Source organism: Rubinisphaera italica (genome assembly GCF_007859715.1).
Lineage (GTDB): Bacteria > Planctomycetota > Planctomycetia > Planctomycetales > Planctomycetaceae > Rubinisphaera > Rubinisphaera italica.
The window spans coordinates 3,097,322-3,117,009 of sequence record NZ_SJPG01000001.1; the positions used below are offsets into that span (position 1 = coordinate 3,097,322).

The 19,688-nt window shown below is 54.9% G+C and carries 18 protein-coding genes; 13 read left to right on the top strand and 5 right to left on the bottom strand.

The features are described from left to right. Positions 1-5: 5 nt before the first annotated feature. The 3 genes from Pan54_RS25825 to Pan54_RS11595 are packed head-to-tail and all read right to left on the bottom strand — an operon-like array spanning position 6 to position 2,456. Positions 6-326: a hypothetical protein gene (locus Pan54_RS25825; RefSeq protein WP_165441738.1), complete on the bottom strand. Its 321-nt coding sequence runs from the start codon at positions 324-326 to the stop codon at positions 6-8. 48 nt (positions 327-374) lie between these two features. Beyond that, the gene (locus Pan54_RS11590) at positions 375-1,826 is read right to left on the bottom strand and encodes a hypothetical protein (protein ID WP_207310119.1); all 1,452 of its coding nucleotides are present in this window, start codon (positions 1,824-1,826) and stop codon (positions 375-377) included. A gap of 48 nt (positions 1,827-1,874) precedes the next feature. Further along, positions 1,875-2,456 (bottom strand): hypothetical protein, encoded by a 582-nt coding sequence (locus tag Pan54_RS11595; protein WP_146503636.1) that lies wholly within the window; start codon positions 2,454-2,456, stop codon positions 1,875-1,877. A 617-nt stretch (positions 2,457-3,073) separates the two neighbouring features. Between Pan54_RS11595 and Pan54_RS11600 the strand changes: the two genes are divergently transcribed. Next, positions 3,074-4,294: a carbohydrate porin gene (locus Pan54_RS11600; protein WP_146503637.1), complete on the top strand. Its 1,221-nt coding sequence runs from the start codon at positions 3,074-3,076 to the stop codon at positions 4,292-4,294. 56 nt (positions 4,295-4,350) lie between these two features. Here Pan54_RS11600 and Pan54_RS11605 read toward each other — a convergent pair whose 3' ends face one another. Together Pan54_RS11605 and Pan54_RS11610 are read right to left on the bottom strand one after the other, a co-directional pair. After that, a complete protein-coding gene (locus Pan54_RS11605) occupies positions 4,351-6,753 on the bottom strand; it encodes an arylsulfatase (RefSeq protein ID WP_146503638.1) in 2,403 nt (800 codons plus the stop codon). Positions 6,754-6,855: 102 nt separating this feature from the next. Then, positions 6,856-7,101 (bottom strand): hypothetical protein, encoded by a 246-nt coding sequence (locus Pan54_RS11610; protein WP_146503639.1) that lies wholly within the window; start codon positions 7,099-7,101, stop codon positions 6,856-6,858. Between the two features lie 821 nt (positions 7,102-7,922). On the opposite strand from Pan54_RS11610, the gene Pan54_RS11615 reads away from it, so the two are divergent. From Pan54_RS11615 to Pan54_RS11670, 12 genes are all read left to right on the top strand, one after another. After that, positions 7,923-8,261, top strand: a complete 339-nt coding sequence (locus Pan54_RS11615) for an ArsR/SmtB family transcription factor (protein ID WP_207310254.1) — start codon at positions 7,923-7,925, stop codon at positions 8,259-8,261. 81 nt (positions 8,262-8,342) lie between these two features. Further along, positions 8,343-8,897 carry a rhodanese-like domain-containing protein gene (locus Pan54_RS11620; protein ID WP_146506405.1) on the top strand — a complete coding sequence of 185 codons (555 nt, stop codon included), beginning with the start codon at positions 8,343-8,345 and terminating at the stop codon, positions 8,895-8,897. Continuing rightward, positions 8,885-9,709, top strand: coding sequence for a sulfite exporter TauE/SafE family protein (locus tag Pan54_RS11625; protein WP_146503641.1), 825 nt, complete (start codon positions 8,885-8,887; stop codon positions 9,707-9,709). Before Pan54_RS11620 ends, Pan54_RS11625 begins: the two co-directional genes overlap by 13 nt. A 15-nt stretch (positions 9,710-9,724) precedes the next feature. Continuing rightward, positions 9,725-11,167, top strand: a complete 1,443-nt coding sequence (locus Pan54_RS11630; protein WP_146503642.1) for a rhodanese-like domain-containing protein — start codon at positions 9,725-9,727, stop codon at positions 11,165-11,167. Positions 11,168-11,400: 233 nt separating this feature from the next. Further along, a complete protein-coding gene (locus Pan54_RS11635) occupies positions 11,401-12,150 on the top strand; it encodes a DUF1641 domain-containing protein (protein WP_146503643.1) in 750 nt (249 codons plus the stop codon). A 30-nt stretch (positions 12,151-12,180) separates the two neighbouring features. Then, positions 12,181-13,368: an NAD(P)/FAD-dependent oxidoreductase gene (locus tag Pan54_RS11640; RefSeq protein ID WP_146503644.1), complete on the top strand. Its 1,188-nt coding sequence runs from the start codon at positions 12,181-12,183 to the stop codon at positions 13,366-13,368. Next, a complete protein-coding gene (locus Pan54_RS11645) occupies positions 13,365-15,605 on the top strand; it encodes a cytochrome c peroxidase (protein ID WP_146503645.1) in 2,241 nt (746 codons plus the stop codon). The genes Pan54_RS11640 and Pan54_RS11645 overlap by 4 nt, the downstream gene beginning before the upstream one ends. 53 nt (positions 15,606-15,658) lie before the next feature. Then, a complete protein-coding gene (locus tag Pan54_RS11650; RefSeq protein ID WP_146503646.1) occupies positions 15,659-16,141 on the top strand; it encodes a bacterioferritin in 483 nt (160 codons plus the stop codon). Positions 16,142-16,202: 61 nt separating this feature from the next. Then, the gene (locus Pan54_RS11655) at positions 16,203-16,793 is read left to right on the top strand and encodes a DsrE family protein (protein WP_146503647.1); all 591 of its coding nucleotides are present in this window, start codon (positions 16,203-16,205) and stop codon (positions 16,791-16,793) included. A 42-nt stretch (positions 16,794-16,835) separates the two neighbouring features. Further along, the gene (locus Pan54_RS11660) at positions 16,836-17,519 is read left to right on the top strand and encodes a class I SAM-dependent methyltransferase (protein ID WP_146503648.1); all 684 of its coding nucleotides are present in this window, start codon (positions 16,836-16,838) and stop codon (positions 17,517-17,519) included. Positions 17,520-17,595: 76 nt separating this feature from the next. Beyond that, complete coding sequence (locus Pan54_RS11665) at positions 17,596-18,321, top strand: VIT1/CCC1 transporter family protein (protein ID WP_146503649.1); 726 nt, start codon at positions 17,596-17,598, stop codon at positions 18,319-18,321. A 14-nt stretch (positions 18,322-18,335) separates the two neighbouring features. Then, positions 18,336-19,655 carry an APC family permease gene (locus tag Pan54_RS11670; RefSeq protein ID WP_146503650.1) on the top strand — a complete coding sequence of 440 codons (1,320 nt, stop codon included), beginning with the start codon at positions 18,336-18,338 and terminating at the stop codon, positions 19,653-19,655. The last annotated feature ends 33 nt before the right edge of the window (positions 19,656-19,688 follow it).

Here is a 19,688-nt window from a genome sequence, read left to right on the forward strand (position 1 = left end):
GCGCCTTATTGAGGCGCCTTGGAGGAGCCGAGAGGGGTAGTGGAGAAATGAGGGACGACCAGTCGGTCGTCAAAGGTGACGCCTCCGGCGTGGGAGTGGAGTGTGGCACCGACGTCGCGAGCCGAAGCATGAGGCCGAGACCGCAGGGGTGTAGCAGCGAGATCGGTGAGGTACGAGTCCGGCCGCGTCGTCGGAAGCCCTGCGGTCGCGGGCGATAGCTCGTGACGTGGTGCCCTCATCGAGGCGACACTTTCTTGGCTCTGCCAAGCGTAGAACCGAGTCAGTTCCACTGCTCGGCTGTCTGATCGCAAAGGGTGACGTCTCAATCATCAGACTCCTGTACATGATTGAGTCCCCTTTTTCTTGTGGTGAATTCAGGCGACTTTGTCGCCAATCAAACTGCTTGGAAGTCCACTTGCAGCACTGATTGGCGGCAGCTTCCGAGCTGCCGCGATGGCATCAAGCACATGGCAATGAGGTGACTCCGCTTTCGTCCCCTGCCGCCGAATGATGTCGGCAATGACACGACTGGCTTCCGCGTTCACGGCAGTCTGAATCCATGCCTTGCGTTGTTCGGGTGTCGCCGTGTCCCATTCAGACAAAAGTCGCTCTCGACGTTTGGCGCGAGCCGCCTTTTCTCGTGCGACTCGTTTCGATTCTTGTGATTCTTTGGTCGCTTCGATCTGTTCCCGCTCGCGTATTGATTTTTGACGATTTTTCACGGCAACGGATGGTGGTGGCGACCAGTCTTCAGCGATGGACTTACAAAGCAGGCCGATGCGATTTTCGCGGGGGTTGCGAGCATCAAGCCACTGCAACTGTCGCTGCACTCGCTCCGGCCCGCTCTTTTCGACAAGTCGAAAGGCTATTGCTCGATCAACACCAGCCTCAAGCAATAATTGAATCGCAGCTTCTGTTTCCTGACTGGCAACATGCTGTTGTTTGTGGATGTCTTTGGAAACTGTCTTTGAAGTGGTTCGTTTTTTGAACCGATCCACTGGTCTGGATTTTGAACCGTAACTGGTTCGTTTATTGAACCGATCCTCTGGTTCGTTTTTTGAACTGATTGGAACAATCTGATTGGCCGCAAGCCATCGAACAGAGTAACACGCAGCCGATTGTTGGGACCGATCCGCATCGAACTGTCCGGCTTGCGTGCAGGTGATGTAACCACGTTTTTGAGCAACAGCGATGGCTTCACTGACAACCGACCGGCTGTTGAGTCTCGCGTATCGCTGCACGTAGTTGTAAGAAAGTGGGGCTGATGTGCGTCGTCCTCCGAATTGGTTTTGATAGCCTATCGTATGTCGGAGAACCGTACCGACAACTTTGATGACAGCGCGTGTTTCAGTCGGAATGATCTGCTCAAAGAAGGCATTCGGAATCGGGGTACGGTGTCCTTCACCGACATAAAAACCATCGAACGCATCAACCACCTTGGTAAACGCTGAACCATGACTCCAACGCAATTCGTATTTTGCCGACCTGCCAGATCGTCCGGCTGCTTTCGATTGACCCGCAGAACAAACCGAAATGAACCCTAAACGGATCGCTTCATCGATGGCTGGTCCGATTGCTCCCCTGCTGACGCCTGCTTTCCCAATCAAGTCACGATAGGTGACTGTCACCTGTTCGTTGATCGGTTGCCCGTTCTCGTCGAGCCAGCCAAGAGTCTCACGAAGCAGGTATGCGACGATCCGAACGGTTCCACGAGAACAGTTCGGCACACAGATGTCGAGAAACTGATTCGGACAGTAGATATAGTTTGCCGTCAGCGGCTCGAATCCGCGAAAGTGCCGTTGGGGGTGGGATGGTACGTCAGTCACTGGAAAGGCGTTGTGAGTTGGCAGTGTGGCGGGTAGGCAACGAGTCCCCTACTTTTTCGATCGAAACAAACCAGCGAACGTCGGCAGGTGTTTACCGATCGTGGACGGTTGCATCTCTGAGGTATTTGACGAGGAATTCGTTGCAGGTTCTGAATCGATAGGCGTTGACGGTTCGGCTGGAGCAGCAATCGCCAACTTCTGTTGCAGTTCTTTCATGAGAATGTTGGTTTCCCGCATTCGCTCGTTGAGGTTATCGATCTGGCCATCTTTCCGGTCAAGCTGCGTTTTGAAGGTTTGAATTTGGTCCTCTTGAGACACGAGTCGCTCGCGCAGAAAATCAACAAGTTGACTCTCCGAAATCGCCGCCGCATTGGTCTCGTCCGTGCGATCAATCCCCTCTTCGGCCTGCGGTTCTTGCGGGTAGCGTTTGAGTAACAGCATCCGGTCGATCTTCCAGACATATGGCTCGCCTGCGTCGCGGAGTCGCTCCAATTCGTCATGTGTGGGATGGATCGAATTGCGGTCTTCATGCGCGGCATCTGCTGTGATGACGTGGATGAGTCTTTTGATGGTTGACTCGGACTTGCCGGTCAGTTTGGTAGCTTCCTTTACGGTGAGGTGTTGGTCCATGGCAGCGGGAGAATCAGTACGAAGTCAGCCTAACGCAGGTGCGGCTGGCATCCAAGACAATATGACACCCCAGTGACCCCCGCAGTTGAATCCCCTCGTTCATGAACCGTCCATTACACCGTGCATGACGCAGACCATGCACGGCGCAAGTTGCGTTCAACCAAGGTCCAAAGCGAGTTCAAGGGGAGTCGTGTGACCGTCACCTGAACCGACCATGACCGGGCACAGCGTCGAGGATTCCCGCTTGCAACATTGCCGTACCGATGGAGTGAATACCATTCAAGAACGGTGTCAGGTCACCGACTTGATCGAACCCGTTCAACAAGTGTCGAACGCAAATTGTGTTCATGCCCGCATACATCTTTTGAACAAGGGATGAAGCTAACTTGGAGCTGTCTGAGAGTAGGGGAGTCAAGACGGGTCATTTGCTCCCCACCGACATCTCGTGAACGGTGCATGACCGAGTATCGGATGGAGCTATCAGCTACCTAGTGCCCCAACAGGGCACGTAGTTTCGGCAAATCTAATGATTTTCAATCGTCAATCTGGACGAAACCGGCACCTCTGGCCGAAGTACATATTGCGAGGATACCGGCCCAGTTAAGGATTGCAATTTGATGCGTTTATTTGTTCCGATCCTATTGTGTTGCGTTGTTTTCGCACCCTCTGTCGCCCAGGCACAATATGGTGTGAGTGGAGACTGGGCTGGCACACGCGACCTGCTGGCTGAGCATGGACTGACAATCGACCTGTCAGCAACACAATTCTTTCAGGGTGTCGCTGGCGGAGGGCGCGACGAAAAGTGGGACTACGGCGGCAAGCTAGACTACTTGGTTGGGTTCGAGGGCGGAAAAGCAGGACTGAATGAAGGATTCTTTATTGACTTGCATGCCGAAACTCGTTTCGGGGAAAGCATCAATGATGACGATGGACTCCTTGCTCCCGCAAATATCGCAATGAATTTCCCCAACTCCAGCAGCCACGTTACTTCGATTACAGGTCTCAAGTTCACACAAGCGTTGAGTGAATCCTTCGCAATCTCAGTCGGTAAAATCAACACCCTTGATGAGTATGCATTGAAATACAACGGTGGACCTGGACTGGGAGGGTTTATGAACACCTCCCTCGTGTTCAATCCGATCGCTTCTCGCACCGTACCATACTCAGCAGCAGGGGTCGCATGCGCGTTCCTGGACGAAGGCAAGCCCTGGTTAACATTTGCCGTCTTCGATCCCGAGGAGCGTGCAACGAAGGGATTGGAAGACCTCTTTGCTCGCGGTGCGACGTTTGTTCCTGAACTGATTCTTCGCCCGGAGATTTTTGGACTTCCTGGCACTTACGTCATTGGTGGAACGTACAGCAACGCAGATTATAGAGCGATTGACCCGTCAGCGTGGTTGACGGTCCCTGTAACCGGCGAGTTTCCTTTGGAAACGGGATCTTGGAGCCTTTACACGAATTTCTTTCAAGCTCTCTGGGTTGATTCGATGGACGAGTCACGGCAGTGGGGCCTTTTCGGGCAATTTGGTGTGTCCGATGGCAATCCGAATCCAATCGAATATACGGCAATCTGTGGTCTTGGTGGACGGAGTATGCTGGGAGGGCGACCCTTAGATCGCTTTGGGGTTGGATACTTCTACTTACGGCTAAGCGAGGAATTCAAAATTCTAAGCCGACGCATTCGTCCCCAACAAGATGAGCATGGCCTCGAGATATTCTACAACTTTGCTTTTTCACCGAACTGCTGGTTAACTGTCGATCTTCAGATTGCCCAACCGAGCACCGTTGCATTCGATACTGCCATCATCCCAGGTGCCAGGCTTCAGGTGCTATTCTAAAGTCAAAAAACAGACCAGCGGCCGTGTCAGACAGAAAACACATTGATACGGCGGGCTTAGTCTTTGGGCGGTAGAAGTTCAAACTTTACGCTGTCGATCTTACCAGTGAACTCAAACGCCCCTTCGGCTTTGTATTCTGGATTGACTGGTGTCATTGAATCTCGACCGATTTCAAAGGGTTCCAGACTGTGACGGAATAGCGTTCTCTTCAGCTTGCCTTCTCCGGCTGACTTGTCGTTCACGAACAGTCTCAGCGATCCGCCACCTTCTTTGGAACCATCCGGTCTGAATTCGGACTTCAACGTCACACTGCCTTTCGGAAGTTCGACAGTGCCGGGAATATTAATGTTGGCAATCCCCAAGCATTGATAGTGGAATTTCAGCTTTCCATCTTGGACGCACAGCGACCAACCGGCCAACGAGGCGCCAGCACACGCAATCACGCCTTTTGCTCCACTCTCTGGGATTTCAACCGTTGCAGTGATTGAGTGGGGGCGCGGGAAGATTTGAGGACCAATTGGTTCGGGAAGCCAAACGTTGTTGCCACGGTAGGTCCATGAAGTTGGCGGCTTGCCAGACATTCGTAGTGCAGGGTTCATACGCTCGGCAAAACGTGGATCGAGTGGCAGAACGTCGTACTTCTCAGCCTCTGCCTGGAATAGTGCTTTGAGTTCCGAGAGCTTGGCTGGGTTCTTGGAGCCTATGTCATTCGCCTGACTAAAGTCTTCCTCGATGTTGTACAACTCCCATGTCGCATTCTTGAGATCATCCAACGAGCGATTCCCGGTTTCCCAGGGAATGCCGCATCGCGCACTGGCAAACCAGCCTTCGTGATAGATTCCACGGCTACCCAGTATCTCAAAGTACTGAGTCGTTCGCTGCCCTGGAGCTTCAGCGGCATCAAACGAATAAACCATCGAGACGCCAGCAATTGGTTTCTGTTTGATCCCATTCACTTCCTTTGGTGCCGGAAGATTGCAAGATTCAAGAATGGTCGGTACGACGTCGATCACATGATGAAACTGGGAACGGATTTTCCCTTTCCCTTTGATTCGATTTGGCCAATGGACAAGTAGTGGGTTGCGCGTCCCGCCAAAGTGACTGGGGACGGCTTTGGTCCATTGGAACGGAGCAGACATCGCCCAAGCCCATCCAACTGGCACGTGTGGATGGCTCTCGGGACCACCAATATCATCAAGACGGCTGAGCAAGCTATTCAGACCAAGATCGATTCCTACCATACTTGCAAGGTCGATAAAGGTGCCTTCAAGATTGCCTTCGGAACTCGCTCCATTGTCACCCACAATGTAGAGCACAAGCGTGTTGTCAAGTTCTCCGGCTTTCTCAATGCTGTCGATCACCCTACCAACGTGGTGATCCGTGTGAGCCATGAAGGCTGCGTAGTTTTCCATGAGCCTCGCGTATGCGATTTTCTCGTCTGCTGATCGACTCTTCCAGGATGGGATCTCTTGATGGCGAGGGGTCAGTTCAGTTCCCTCTGGGATAACTCCGAGTGCAAGCTGGCGCTTATGAGTTTTTTTCCGCTGCTCGTCCCATCCGTAATCAAACTTGCCCTTGAATTTCTCTATCCACTCTTTGGGAGCATGATGAGGCGCGTGAACAGCTCCCGTGCTGAAGTAGCAGAACCAGGGTTTATCACGTTCAGCAACTCGGACGTTTTGAATCCAGCTGATCGCTTCGTCAGCGATATCTTCCGTGAAGTGATAACCTTCTTCGGGTGATTTTGGCTGGGGAACTGGACTCGTTCCCCGATACAGCGTGGGGTAGTATTGGTCGGTTTCCCCTTGGTTGAATCCGTAAAAGTAATCGAACCCCAAACCGGTTGGCCAACGATTGAAAGGCCCCGCAGGACTGATTTCTCTTTCAGGAGTATTGTGCCATTTGCCAAACATGGAAGTGGCATAACCATTGTCACGTAGGATTTGAGCGATCAAGGCAGTACTTCGAGGGATGATTCCAGAATAACCAGGAAACCCGGTGCTCATTTCGATCACAGCTCCGGTGCCGGCACTATGATGATTCCTCCCTGTGAGCAAAGCAGCCCGCGTCTGTGAGCACTGGGCTGTTGTATGGAAACGATTGTAGATCAGGCTGTTGCCAGCCAGCTTATCAAGGTTGGGAGTCGGGACAGGTCCACCAAACGTACTACACATACCGAATCCGACATCATCGAGAATGACAAGCAGCACATTGGGAGCTCCTTCTGGAGCCCTAATTGGTTGAGGATAATCCGCAGTGGAGTCGTTAAAGGTCTGGCGAACCACTCCTTTGAACGCCGGATCTGCCAAGGGGATCGCCGTACCGCTGTCGTGCCTCTTTGGAGGCGATTCCTGAGCGTTGGCGGCGTATCCGGTGAATGAGGCGATTAGTAAAAACCCAGCTACTGCCAACGTCACACGGTTAATTAATCGCCAACTGTAACGGATTGATGCCTTCATCGATTATTTCCTCTCGGGTAGCTGATAGCTGGTGATTCGCTTTTCGAAACCACAGACGCTTTTGGTAGTAGTTACTGGTGATGCAGGTCTCGTTGTTTTCACCTATTCATTTGCGATGGTCACAGTGACTTTCTTCAGATCTCCAGCAAATCGGAACGGCAACTGGTAATCGCCAGTTGGAGTGCCGGTATCTTCTCCGACATCGAGCGTTTCGTCGCCGGAGAATCCGAGAGGTACCGTGGCCGGAATTCTGCCACTGGCGACCTGCTTGCCGTTCACAAACAGACGTGAAGTGCCTCCTTTTCCTGCACCACCGCCATCGTAGTCGAACGCATAGCGGATAATCACGTTACCTTTTGGAAGGAGATCCTTTCCTGCGATAGTGGAGTACTTGGAACCGAAATAGTTGTAAACGAAGTGAGGTCGGCCCCCGTCTTCGATCTTCGTCCTCTCTAACGTCTTGCTCCAAAACCATTTAGCGAGTTCAAATCCCTTCGCCCCATTCGAGTGGCTCAGTCAGTGACGTTTGACGACTCCAAATCCGGCATCGTTGCCCATAAATACCGTCGCGTTACCCCGTCGTATCAACAGAGGTCGGATTCACCGATGCGACGCGGTCGAACGCAGTCTGCTGAGGAAGATGCAACCGCCATCAGGAAGAAGTCTGCGCATCTCGCATCGGTCACCACACGCCGCGACCACCGACGCGCGGAAGCCAGATGCTGTGGAGGCGCGCGACAACATCGTTGTCCAAGCCTAATGGCGTCGAGCGTTGTAGACGCCTTTTCTGAATTCCCTCCAAATAATCGATCTATCTCCGTGCGGATGGTACACCCGCTGCATCGGAACATTCCGAATTCCTTGCTTGGGTTCCACCCCAGAAATTAGGTGTCGAAGAATCCCGACGAAGCATAGGTGCCGGCTGGCGCACTTGCTGGCAGCGCGCCAAATCCGAGCCGAACTTGTCTCCCAGGATTCCGAAGCCGGATCTGGAGACAAAGGAGTGTCACAACGGCCTGCCAGGATTCATCAGAGGACAAATGGAACGAGAAAAATGTGTGCTCTGACGAAAGGCCGATTCGGCCTACCGCTCTCTCCAAGAATCAAAATCGGAAACACTCATTGACATCTCGTGAGGTGACGATATAATGAGATTAAGGAGATTGGAAATGCCTGCGAAAACCGAATCGAAAACGAAGCCTGCCGGTGATCCGGCGGCGTTTGCTCAGGCGGCTGAGTGCCTGAGGACGCTAGCGCATCCGGTGCGGCTAAGGATGGTGCAGCTGTTGCTGCATGGTCGGTACACGGTTGGCGAATTGGCCGAAGACTGTGGGGTGCCGGACAACGTGGCTTCGGAACACCTGCGGTTGATGCAGCGGTGTGGGTTCTTCACGAGCGAGCGGGAAGGTCGGCGGGTTTACTACCAAGTTGCCGAACCGCACCTGCAGAACATCATGGACTGCATTGAAGGGCGGTTTCTGCCCTGTGCACGACGCCAATCCGGGTAAACGTCCCGTTCTCTTTTTTTGATCAAATATATCGTAAGGTTTCGATTTTACGAACAGTCGGCACTACTGAGGTGAATGAAAATGACTCAATTACTGACAATTTCAGTCGAACAACTGGCGGAGCGAGACGGACAGGGGAATGTCGACATCATCGATGTTCGCACGCCGCTTGAATTTCGCGAGGTGCGTGCGGTCGTCGCCCGCAATATTCCGCTGGATGCAATCGACCCGCACAACGTGATGAAGGACCGGAATGGTTCGGCCAGCGAGCCACTGTACGTCATCTGCAAAGGTGGCACCCGAGGCGCGAAGGCTCAGCAGAAATTCGTTGACGCCGGCTACGAGAACGTCGTCAACGTCGAGGGTGGCACCGAAGCGTGGGTTGCTGCGGGATTGCCGGTCGTTCGCGGCAAGAAAGCGGTTTCACTTGAGCGGCAGGTGCGAATCGCTGCGGGCTTCATTGTGCTGGCCGGAGCCGTCGCGGCAATGGTGACTGGCAATGTGTATCTCGCTGGCATTCCGGCCTTCGTGGGAGCCGGCCTGATGTTCGCGGGCATCACTGATAGTTGCGCCATGGGAATGCTGATAGCCAGGATGCCCTGGAATCAGTGTAAGGATGGAACATGTTCGGCCTAGCACTTCTCTTTGGCTGCTGCGTTGGATTCGCACTGGGTTTGACCGGCGGCGGTGGCGGTGTGTTCGCCGTACCGCTGTTGGTGTACGGACTCGCCGTGGCTCCGCGAGAAGCCGTTGGGATTTCATTGGCATCAGTGGGCGGAACAGCACTTTCGGGCGTCGTGCCTCGTCTGATTCGTGGAGAAGTGGAACTGCGGACAGGATTGTTGTTTGCCGTCGCGGGCATGATTGGTGCTCCCTTCGGTTCGTACCTTTCAACGCTCGTGCCAGAAACAGTGCTGTTGGTGTTATTCGGCTTCCTTATGTTGGTTGTCGCATGGCGTATGTGGGCGAAGACTCGCAATCCGAATTTAGCAACCGGTGTTTGCGCGACCGAGTCCCAGGAGAAAGCGGATCGCTCAGCCTGTCAGCGTGACAAGGATGGGACACTGCGACTCACCTCAAAGTGTGCTCGTCTCCTGGTTCTCATCGGTTTGTTGACCGGGGTCTTGTCAGGGATGTTTGGTGTCGGTGGCGGATTCGTGATTGTGCCGGCACTTGTGTTGTTCAGCGGTATGGAAATTCACCGAGCTGTGGGGACATCCTTGCTCGTGATTTTCCTGATCAGCATCAGTGGCGTGACATCGTATTTGGTCGCAGGCCGTGAACTGGCATGGGATACGACATTGCAGTTTCTCATGGGAGGCATGGTCGGCATCTTCCTGGGCGGCATTTTTGCCAAGAGGCTCAAAGGGCCATCGCTACAAAAAGTTTTCGCGACAGCCGTGGTGCTCGTCGCGGTATTCGTCATCGTGAAGTCAGTTGTTCTTTAAATTGGAGACAGTCTCATGTTACTGAAATACTTCTATGACAAGGCTCTTGCTCACGCTTCCTACATGGTCGGCTGCCAGAAGGCGAAGGTCGCCGTGGTCGTTGATCCCGGTCGCGACATTGAGCAATACCTCGAAATGGCCGATCGCGAAGGCGTCAAACTAATCGCCGTCGCGGAGACTCACATCCACGCCGACTACGTATCGGGCGCCCGCGAACTGGCGGATCGCATCGGGGCGAAGCTCTACGTGTCCGACGAAGGTCCGGCCGACTGGAAGTATCAATTCGCCGACCAGTACGAGCATCAACTGCTGAAGGATGGCGACTCGTTCATGATCGGTAACATCAGGTTCGATGTCTTGCACACGCCGGGTCACACGCCCGAAAGTATTTCGTTTCTGTTGACTGACGAAGGTGGACACGCCGACAAACCGATGGGCATTTTCACTGGCGACTTTGTGTTCGTCGGTTCGATCGGACGTCCTGACTTGCTGGAAGAAGCAGCGGGGCTGGCGAACACGGCGGAACCGGGTGCTCGCGACCTGTTCCACTCCGCAGCGAAGTTCAAGCAGCTTCCTGACTACTTGCAGGTCTGGCCGGCTCACGGAGCGGGCAGTGCCTGCGGCAAGGGACTCGGTGCGATTCCTTCATCAACCGTTGGCTATGAAAAGCTGTTCAACCCGGCTTTGCAGTTCACGGACGAAGAAAAGTTCGTGCAGTACATCCTGTCCGACCAGCCGGAAGCACCGAAATACTTTGCCGTGATGAAGCGAGTCAACAAGGAAGGCCCGGACGTGATCGGCGACAAGGGCTTGCCTGAGTCTCAACCGATCGACGATCTGAGTTCCGTGTTAGACTCGGCGACGGTGATTGATCTGTCACTGTCCGCTCAGTTTGCTGACGGCCATGTGCCGCGAACGATCAACATTCCGACCGCGATGCTCGCCGGTTGGGCAGGCTGGATCGTGGACTACTCCAAGCCTGCGTACCTGATCGCTGATCCAAGTCAGCTCCCCGAAGCAATTCGTGTGCTTCGCAAGATCGGGCTGGACGACGTTCGCGGTTACTTCGACGCATCCAAAGTGCGTGAGGCTGGACTGGCCGCGGAAAGTTATGCAACCGGGACGCCCAAAGAGCTGGCTCCAGGAATAGAGTCGGGTGAGGTGAAGCTGATCGACGTGCGTTCAGATGCAGAATGGAATTCAAGTCGCATCGCCGCAGCCGACCATCAGTTCCTCGGTCGTCTGCCCGACAATATTGCTGACATTGACAACGGCAAGACGATTGTAACTCAGTGTCAAAGCGGCGCACGCTCCGCGATCGCCGCCAGCATTTTGCAGGCAAGCGGGCTGGAAGTCATCAACATGACAGGAGGCTTCAGTGCATGGGCCGACACGGGCCTGCCGGTTGACCAGCCCAACGCCGTACTCTGTGAAGCGGGCTCACAGTCGTGCACATAAGAAGAGGGAAAGTCATGAAAGAACTGCTGTTTCCGGTCGGTGTCCTGGTCATTTGGTTCGTGCTCAACGCGTGGGTACTGCCTCGCTTCGGCGTCAAGACGTGACTGAGCGGATCATGCAAAGTCCGGTCGGACCAGCCAACCACAGAACAAACCACAACGTCTCATTCAGGGGACGCGGATGAAGATAAACCCAGCAACGTTCACCGGACAGCAACAACGAGGAAGTAAGACATGGAAACAAATTTCGCAGAAATGCCCATTCGCGAACAAATGGATGATCCAGAGACAGCGGAATCGCTCTCCCGGTTAGTGGGCCGTGCCAAAGACGTTGAGCATCTTGTCGAGCGAGCCATGCAAGCCAACAATGCGGCGGACGGACTCCTTGCAACAGTTGCCGATGTCATCGACGAACAGTGCGAGAAAATCAATCAGTCTGGTACATCCGTCGAGGAACGCATCGGTTCACTGGCTAGTCTCCTTCTGAAAGTCACAGAACCTGAAACCGTGTCGGCACTCAGCAGACTGGTCGATCGGCTTCCGCAACTTGAAGAAGCGAGCCGCTTGCTGGACGAAGTTCCCAATCTCCTGGCGATCGCTACCGATGTCATCGACGAGTACGCAGCGAATCTCAAATCGCATGGAGTCGAGCTGGAAAAGAGTATTTCACAGGGCCTGCACGCTTTGCTGTGGCTTGGTTGCCGCGTCAGCGAAGAAGAACTCGAACGGCTCGGCTTTCTGCTGCGGTCTGACGTTCTCGATCCCCACGCACTGGACGTCGTCGGACATGCGGCGACTTCTCTGGCCAATTGCCAGCGAGAGACCTGCGAACAGAAGACAGCCGAGCGAATCGGCGTGCTTGGTCTCCTGAAATCTCTCAGAGATCCCAACATGCAACGGACGCTTGGATTTGGCATTCGGTTCGCGAAATGCTTTGGTAACCCAAACGGCCAGACGTCTAGCGAATCACCTTCCAGCCACTAACCCAACAATAATCTTCAACAAGGAATCGCCATGAGCGTTCATCATCACATTGTCATCGTCGGCGGCGGAACGGCCGGCATTACTGTGGCTGCCCGCCTGCTGAATGAAGATGCAACACTCGATGTCGCAATCATCGAGCCGTCTGAGAAGCACTACTACCAGCCGTTGTGGACACTTGTCGGCGGTGGAATGTGCAAACCGGAGGAGTCGGAACGTGCCGAAGCGGATCTGATTCCTTACGGGGCTGAGTGGATCAAGGATTTCGTCGACACGTTTGATCCCGACAACAACTCATTGATAACGCGCAGCGGCCAGACGATCACATACGATCACCTCGTGGTCGCTCCCGGCATTCAGATCAACTGGGACGCGATTGAAGGATTGAAGGATGCTGTGGGTAAAGATGGAGTCTGCAGCAACTATTCATTCGCCACCGTCGGGTCGACGTGGGAAAACATCCGCAACTTCAAGGGCGGGACAGCGATCTTCACGCAGCCTGCCGGAGCCGTGAAGTGTGGGGGAGCCCCGCAGAAGATTTGTCACCTGGCCGAAGACTATTTTCGTCGTGAAGGGATACGCGACAAATGCGACGTCGTCTTCGCGTCGGCCAGCCCGCGGATCTTTGCGGTGGCAAAATACGCGAAGACGCTGGAAAGCGTCGTTCAGCGAAAGGGCACGATCACTAAGTTCCGGCACAATCTAAAGGCGATTCGTCCTGATTCCAAAGAAGCTGTCTTCGAGCAATTGGACACCGGCGAGGAAGTCATCCTGAAGTACGACATGCTGCATGTCACTCCGCCGATGGGTGCTCCCGATTTTGTCGCTCAAAGCCCGTTGGCGAACGACGACGGTTGGGTCGATGTCGACAAGCATACTCTGCAGCACAGTCGTTTTCGCAATGTGTGGAGCCTCGGCGACGCGTCAAACCTGCCCACCTCAAAGACCGGGGCCGCAATTCGGAAACAGGCTCCCGTGCTTGTGGAGAACCTGCTGGCCGCAAGTTATGATCGGCCGATGGCAGCCTGTTACGACGGCTACACGTCATGTCCTGTCGTTACCGGCTACGATAGTCTGGTCCTGGCGGAATTTAACTACGACAAAGAACCTGACGAGACGTTTCCATTCGATCAATCGAAGGAACGTTTCAGCATGCTGATGCTGAAGAAGTACGGACTACCAAACTTGTATTGGCACGGCATGCTGAAAGGACGAGCATGATGACGGCCACACACAAAACCTCAGCCGACGACCGCGTCCATGCGACCATGAAGTCTCTGGTCCAGTGGTCCGCGATCTTGCTGTTCGTTGGGCTGATCGGTTGCCAGCATTCTCAACCGCCTCAGACAGCGACGAGCGAAGAGCAGCCAGATGCGGAACAAGTCGATGACACCGCCAAACAGAAGGCGATTGCTGCCAAGGACGCGTTGTTTACGCGACTGTCAGGTCGTTTGACCGAGGTCATGAGCGCCGACGGACCGGCGGCAATTAGCGTTTGCAGCCGCGAAGCTCCGGCGATCGCAACTGAAGTGGGTGAAGAACAAGGCGTCGTCATCGGTCGGACTTCATTCAAACTTCGCAACGCGAAGAATACACCGCCAGATTGGGCTCACTCGTTCGTCGAAGAACGCGTGGAAGATCCACAGTTCGTCGCCTTGCCGAATGGAGGCACCGGCGCATTGCTGCCGATTCGACTCAAACAAAAATGCCTGGCGTGTCACGGACCGACGGAAAGCATTGCGGCTGACGTCCGATCGAAACTATCGGAACTCTATCCTGACGATCGCGCGACCGGCTTTAACGAAGGAGACCTTCGCGGCTGGTTCTGGGTCGAAGTTCCGTCGGCCGTGGGCGACAACGATGCGGAATCGGGTGACGACAAGGAAGCGGCGGCAATTTCAGACAGTGATTCATCCGAGGCCGGGCATGGCCCTGGCCCTGGTCACGGTCAAGGGCGTGGCTTCGGCAGAGGTATGGGACGTGGTCCCGGAATGATGGGTGGGAATCGCGAGGACATGACGACATTGCACGCCATGTTCGACGACCGCGACAAGATCAACAGAACCGTGAAGATGATGCCCAAAGGCGCAGAAGCGGTTACGGAGTCGGACGATGAGAAGATCGCTGCGTTGATTCAGAAACACGTTCCGGCAATGGAAAGCCGCGTGCATGAAAACGAGCCGCTTCCGCCGATGACGTTCCATCCCATCTTTGTTGAACTAATCAAGCACGGCGACGACTACACGCTGACGTATGAAGAAACCGACAAGGGACTGAAGGTGACTTATGAAGCCGACGATCCCTTCGTCATTATGTTGGTGCAGGAACACGCGAAACTGGTCAGTCGCTTCATCAAGAACGGTATGGAGGAAATCCATAAGCCGTATAATCTGCCGAAGGTTGAACAGGAGCAATCTGAAGCCAAAGGCGTCTCGAAAGAAGCAACGGAACCAGCATCACTTGGCATTACACCGCCGCTTCCTTCGCGGGCCAAAGCACCAACTGACAACCCGACAACTCCGGCAAAGGTCGAATTGGGCAAAAAACTGTTCTTCGATCCACGACTGTCATTGACCGGCACCGTATCGTGTAACAGTTGCCACAACATCATGGAAGGCGGTGACGATGGTCGGCCTTCGTCGATGGGCGTTCACGGACGTCTCGGGCGTCGCAATGCTCCGACCGTCTGGAACTCCGTCTTTCAAGCCTCACAGTTCTGGGATGGCCGTTCGCCGAGTCTGGAAGATCAAGCCAAAGGACCAGTCATTGCATCGCCCGAAATGGGGATGCCGAATCACGACAAAGCGATTGAACGGATCGCGGCCATTCCCGGTTATCAAGCGGAATTCTCTCGTGTGTTTGGCGACGACAAGCCAGTCACAATCGACAACGCTGTGAAGGCGATCGCCGCGTTTGAGCGAACACTGGTTACACCGAACAGTCCATACGACCGCTACGTCAAAGGCGACAAGTACGCACTGAGCGACCAACAAATTCGAGGGATGAAGCTGTTCGACAGCATTGGTTGCACGGAGTGCCATTCCGGTCCGGCATTCAATGGCTGGGAGGTTGGAGACACGGAGCCATCGTTTGAAGAGTTTCCGCGATTCGCAACGAGCGAATTCCTCAAGCAGTTTCGTCTCGATAGCGACCATGGACGATACGAAGCAACGAAACGGGAAGCCGACAAGCACTACTTCAAGGTGCCCACGCTACGGAACATCACGATCACCGCCCCATACTTCCACAATGGTGCCGTTGAATCACTTTCCGACGCGGTTCGCGTCATGGCCGAGACCGAACTCGATAGCGAACTATCCGAAAAGGACGTTGCTGACATCGTGGAATTCCTCACGTCACTGGACGGCGAGTTCCCTGAAATCACGTTGCCACGGCTACCGTCGCGTTCAGGCGAATCCGTACTTGAAGACCAGCAACCGGCTGCAATGCAACACTGAAAAGACTACAATGAAGCTTCGCTCAACATCAACTAACCCAAGGAGAAATGACGATGACCAAAAAAAAATCAATCGAGAGCCTGCAAACCGCCCTTTCAATGGAGTTGACCGCGGCTCACCAATACCAGCTTCACGCCGGAGTGTTGGATGATTGGGGCATGACCCTGCTGGCTTCGCAGATGCGTGAGGAAATGCAGGAAGAGCTGGGCCACTCCCAACAGTTCATGACTCGCATTCTGTTTCTTAAAGGTGATCCCGAAATGAAGATGGCGAAGCCTCCGGTGCGAGCTTCCACGTTGAAAGAAATGTTCGAGTCCGATCTCGCCGACGAAAAGGAAGCGATCACCTTCTACACGAAGGCATCGTTGCAGGCTGTGGAAGATGGCGACCTCGGATCACGTGCGATCTTCGAGCGAATCGCTTTGGACGAAGAGCAACACATGAGTTGGCTGGAACTGCAGCTCGATCTGCTTGAACGCATGGGCGAGTCGGCGTACATCTCAAAGCACATTCCGTCACCCGGTTCGGGGTCATAGGAGCAACCGGCTGGACGCAATTGACGTTAGTCACGGCACCGCATCCCAAGGCAAGGCAAGAATGAAGTATCAAGCAACAGTATTCGCTCTCATCGCGATCGGTGGAGCAATTGGTTTCGGCGTGGCGTCTGGCCAAACTTCGCCATTGACCGACGAGTCAACTCATCCCGACGAGTCGCAGTACGTCAATCCGGCAATTAAGGACTATGGCAAGGTCGTGCAACTGCCGAACGCGGCTCACCAACCGCGAGACGGCAGCAGGATCGTCGTCGATATCACCAAAGGCGGCGATTCCGACAAGCTGAACCCGGCCATCGAAAAGGTGTGCCGCTTCGTCAACATCTATGCCGGAGCCGGAAAGGAGTCCGCGAAGGTTGACATCGCCGTCGTGCTCCACGGTGACGCGACTCTGGCCATTTTGAGGAACGATGCGTACTCAACTCGCTTCAGCAGCAAAGCGAATCCGAATCTCAAATGTCTGTCGGAACTACAGAAGGCAGGTGTGAAAGTTTACGTCTGCGGACAGTCGCTCATCGGCAAAGGTGCGAAGCCTTCGGAAGTCACCGAACAGGTGGATGTAGCCGTTTCGGCGCTCACCGCACTGGTCAACCTTCAGGCCGACGGATACGCCTACCTGCCGATGCTGAAATAGGAACTGAACCCAATGAAAAAGTCACTTAGGAGCGATGTCCCGATGGCAACCGACGTCAACGAATACGAACCAGGCGTCTTGCGGATCTTTCAGACCAAGGACGAGACGAAGGCGTATTACAACAAGATCGCCAAAGTGTACGACTTGCTGGCGGAACATTCCGAGCAGCCGATGCGCGAGAAGGGCTTGCAGAAGTTGGCTGCCCAGCCCGGTGAGCGAATTCTGGAAGTCGGCTTCGGCACAGGACACAGCGTCGTCGAACTGGCTCAGGCCGTCGGACCGACCGGCAGAGTGCTCGGCGTCGACATCTCTGACGAGATGGTGGCCCTGACCAATGAGTTACTACAGCGCGCGGGTCTATCCGAGCGGGTTGAGTTGACCTGCGGCGATGCCGAATCGCTTCCCTACGAAGACGACTCGCTCAATGGAGTCTTCACGAGCTTCACGTTCGAGCTGTTCGACACACCTGAAATCCCCAAGGTGCTGGCCGAATGGAAGCGAGTGCTCAAACCGGGAGGGCGGCTGGTGGTGGTCGCACTTTCCAAAGAAGGAAAGCAGGGCGTCATCATGAAGGCCTACGAATGGACGCACAAGCACTTTCCCAACCTGATGGACTGCCGGCCCGTCTACGCGCGACGCGCAATCGAAGCGGCCGGCTTTGACGTCAAGGAGACAGACATCGAGCACATGTGGGTCGCTGTCGAGATCGTGTTAGCGTTCAAATAAAAAAATACCTGACCTACCCGTACCGAAGCACAACGATCACCGAGACAAGATACTGACGAACGAACAACTCCACGCAATCTACGAACAGCCTGACGTAGCGACCGCAAATGACAAAACACGGGAAAACCACTTCATTGACCGTATCGGCTGGCTTCGAGCTGCCGTTCTCGGTGCCAACGACGGCATTGTCTCGACGGCAAGTCTGGTGGTCGGGGTCGCGGCCGCTGAAACGGGACGCGGGGAAGTGATGCTGGCCGGGGTCGCTGGGCTTGTTGCTGGAGCGATGTCGATGGCGGCTGGGGAATACGTTTCCGTGAGTTCTCAGGCGGACAGCGAACAGGCCGACCTCGTAAGGGAACGGCAGGAACTTGCAACCGACCCTGATTTTGAACATGCAGAGCTAACAGATATTTACGTCGAGCGTGGACTGGACAGGGAGCTCGCCGATCAGGTGGCGACTCAAATGATGCAAAAGGATGCGCTGGCCACTCACGCCCGGGACGAATTAGGAATTTCAGAATTATCGCAGGCGCGCCCGGTTCAGGCGGCGATCGCATCGGCCGCGACGTTCGCAGTCGGAGCAGCGCTGCCGATTTTGTCCATTATGTTTGTGCCGCGTACAGCGTTCATTCCAGCGACTGTCGCCACTTCACTGCTCAGTCTCGCAATCCTCGGCTCTGTTTCCGCTCGTGCCGGCGGAGCGCGCGTTCTCACTGCCGCCGTGCGAGTAACAATGTGGGGCGCGCTGGCCATGGGTGCAACTGCTCTGGTCGGCCATCTCTTCGGAACGACAATCAGCTGAAAGACCACTGCAATATGAACTCTGAAAGCGAAAAACTTCGGCTGCCCGAATTACTCGCGATGGGTATTGGCGGAATGATTGGTGGCGGCATTTTTTCCGTCCTCGGAATGGCGGTTGGTATCGCCGGTCACGCCGCGCCGCTGGCGTTTCTCGTGGGTAGTTTGGTTGCGTTGGCAGCAGGCTATTCGTACGTCAAGTTGGCTCTCGGTTTTCACAGCGACGGAGCCAGTTTCACGTATCTCGACCGAGCGTTTCCGAACCACCCCAACATCGCGGGCATTTTCGGCTGGACGGTGGTCGTCGGCTACATCGGCACGCAGGCGCTGTACGCGTTTACGTTCGGGGCTTACGGAGCCCACCTGCTGGGCGGTTCCGATTCTCACGTCCTGCGAATGGTTCTGTCCGCCGCAGTTCTGTTGTTCTTCATGGGCGTGAACCTGCGGGGGGTTCAGGCGAGCGGAAAGTCAGAAGACCTGATCGTGTTCACCAAAGTGATTCTGCTGGGTCTCTTTGCGGTGGCCGGTATCACGTCGATTAAACAGGACCATCTGTTACCGGTGTTCGACCGAGGTGGTTCTTCAGTATTCATTGCGGGCGCAATGATCTTCGTCGCGTTTGAGGGCTTTCAACTGATCACCAATGCCGTGCTGGAAACGGAGAACCCCGACCGCAACGTCCCGCGCGGAATCTACGGATCGATCATCATCACATCGTTGATCTACGTCGGTGTGGCGGTGGTTGCCGTGGGCAACCTGACACCCGACGAACTCACCGCCTCAGAAGAGTACGCGCTGGCGGTGGCGGCCAAACCGGCTCTCGGGAATGCCGGCGAAATCCTTGTTGACCTTGCCGCGCTGCTGGCCACATCTTCGGCAATCAATGCCACCGCATTCGGAGCGTCTCGTATGATGGCCGAGATGGCGACCAGACAACGCATGCCCGAAGTGTTTTCGTTTCGCAGTCGGACGGATGTCCCGTGGCTGGCTGTCGTCACGCTGACCGTGCTGGCCGGAGCCTTCACGGTTCTGGGCGGACTAGAAACCATCGCAACCTTTTCCAGTCTCACGTTTCTGGCGGTGTCGATCGCCGTATCCGTGGCCAACCTGAAACTGCGACACATCACACACAGCAATGTGGGTCTGGTCCTGCTGGGCATCGCCCTGATGCTGACAACGGTCACCCTACTGCTCATTCATCTCTGGAACGAAAGCCGCGAAACATTCCTGTGGGTCGGCGGCTTTTTCGCGGCCATCGTCATCGTCGAAGTCGCTTTCTGTGCTCGCCAGTGCCCGCTGTACAACGGTGACGAATTCGTGGAACATCCTGACGATTGAAAAACGGCCTATGTTCAACGCGAGTTCGGAGGT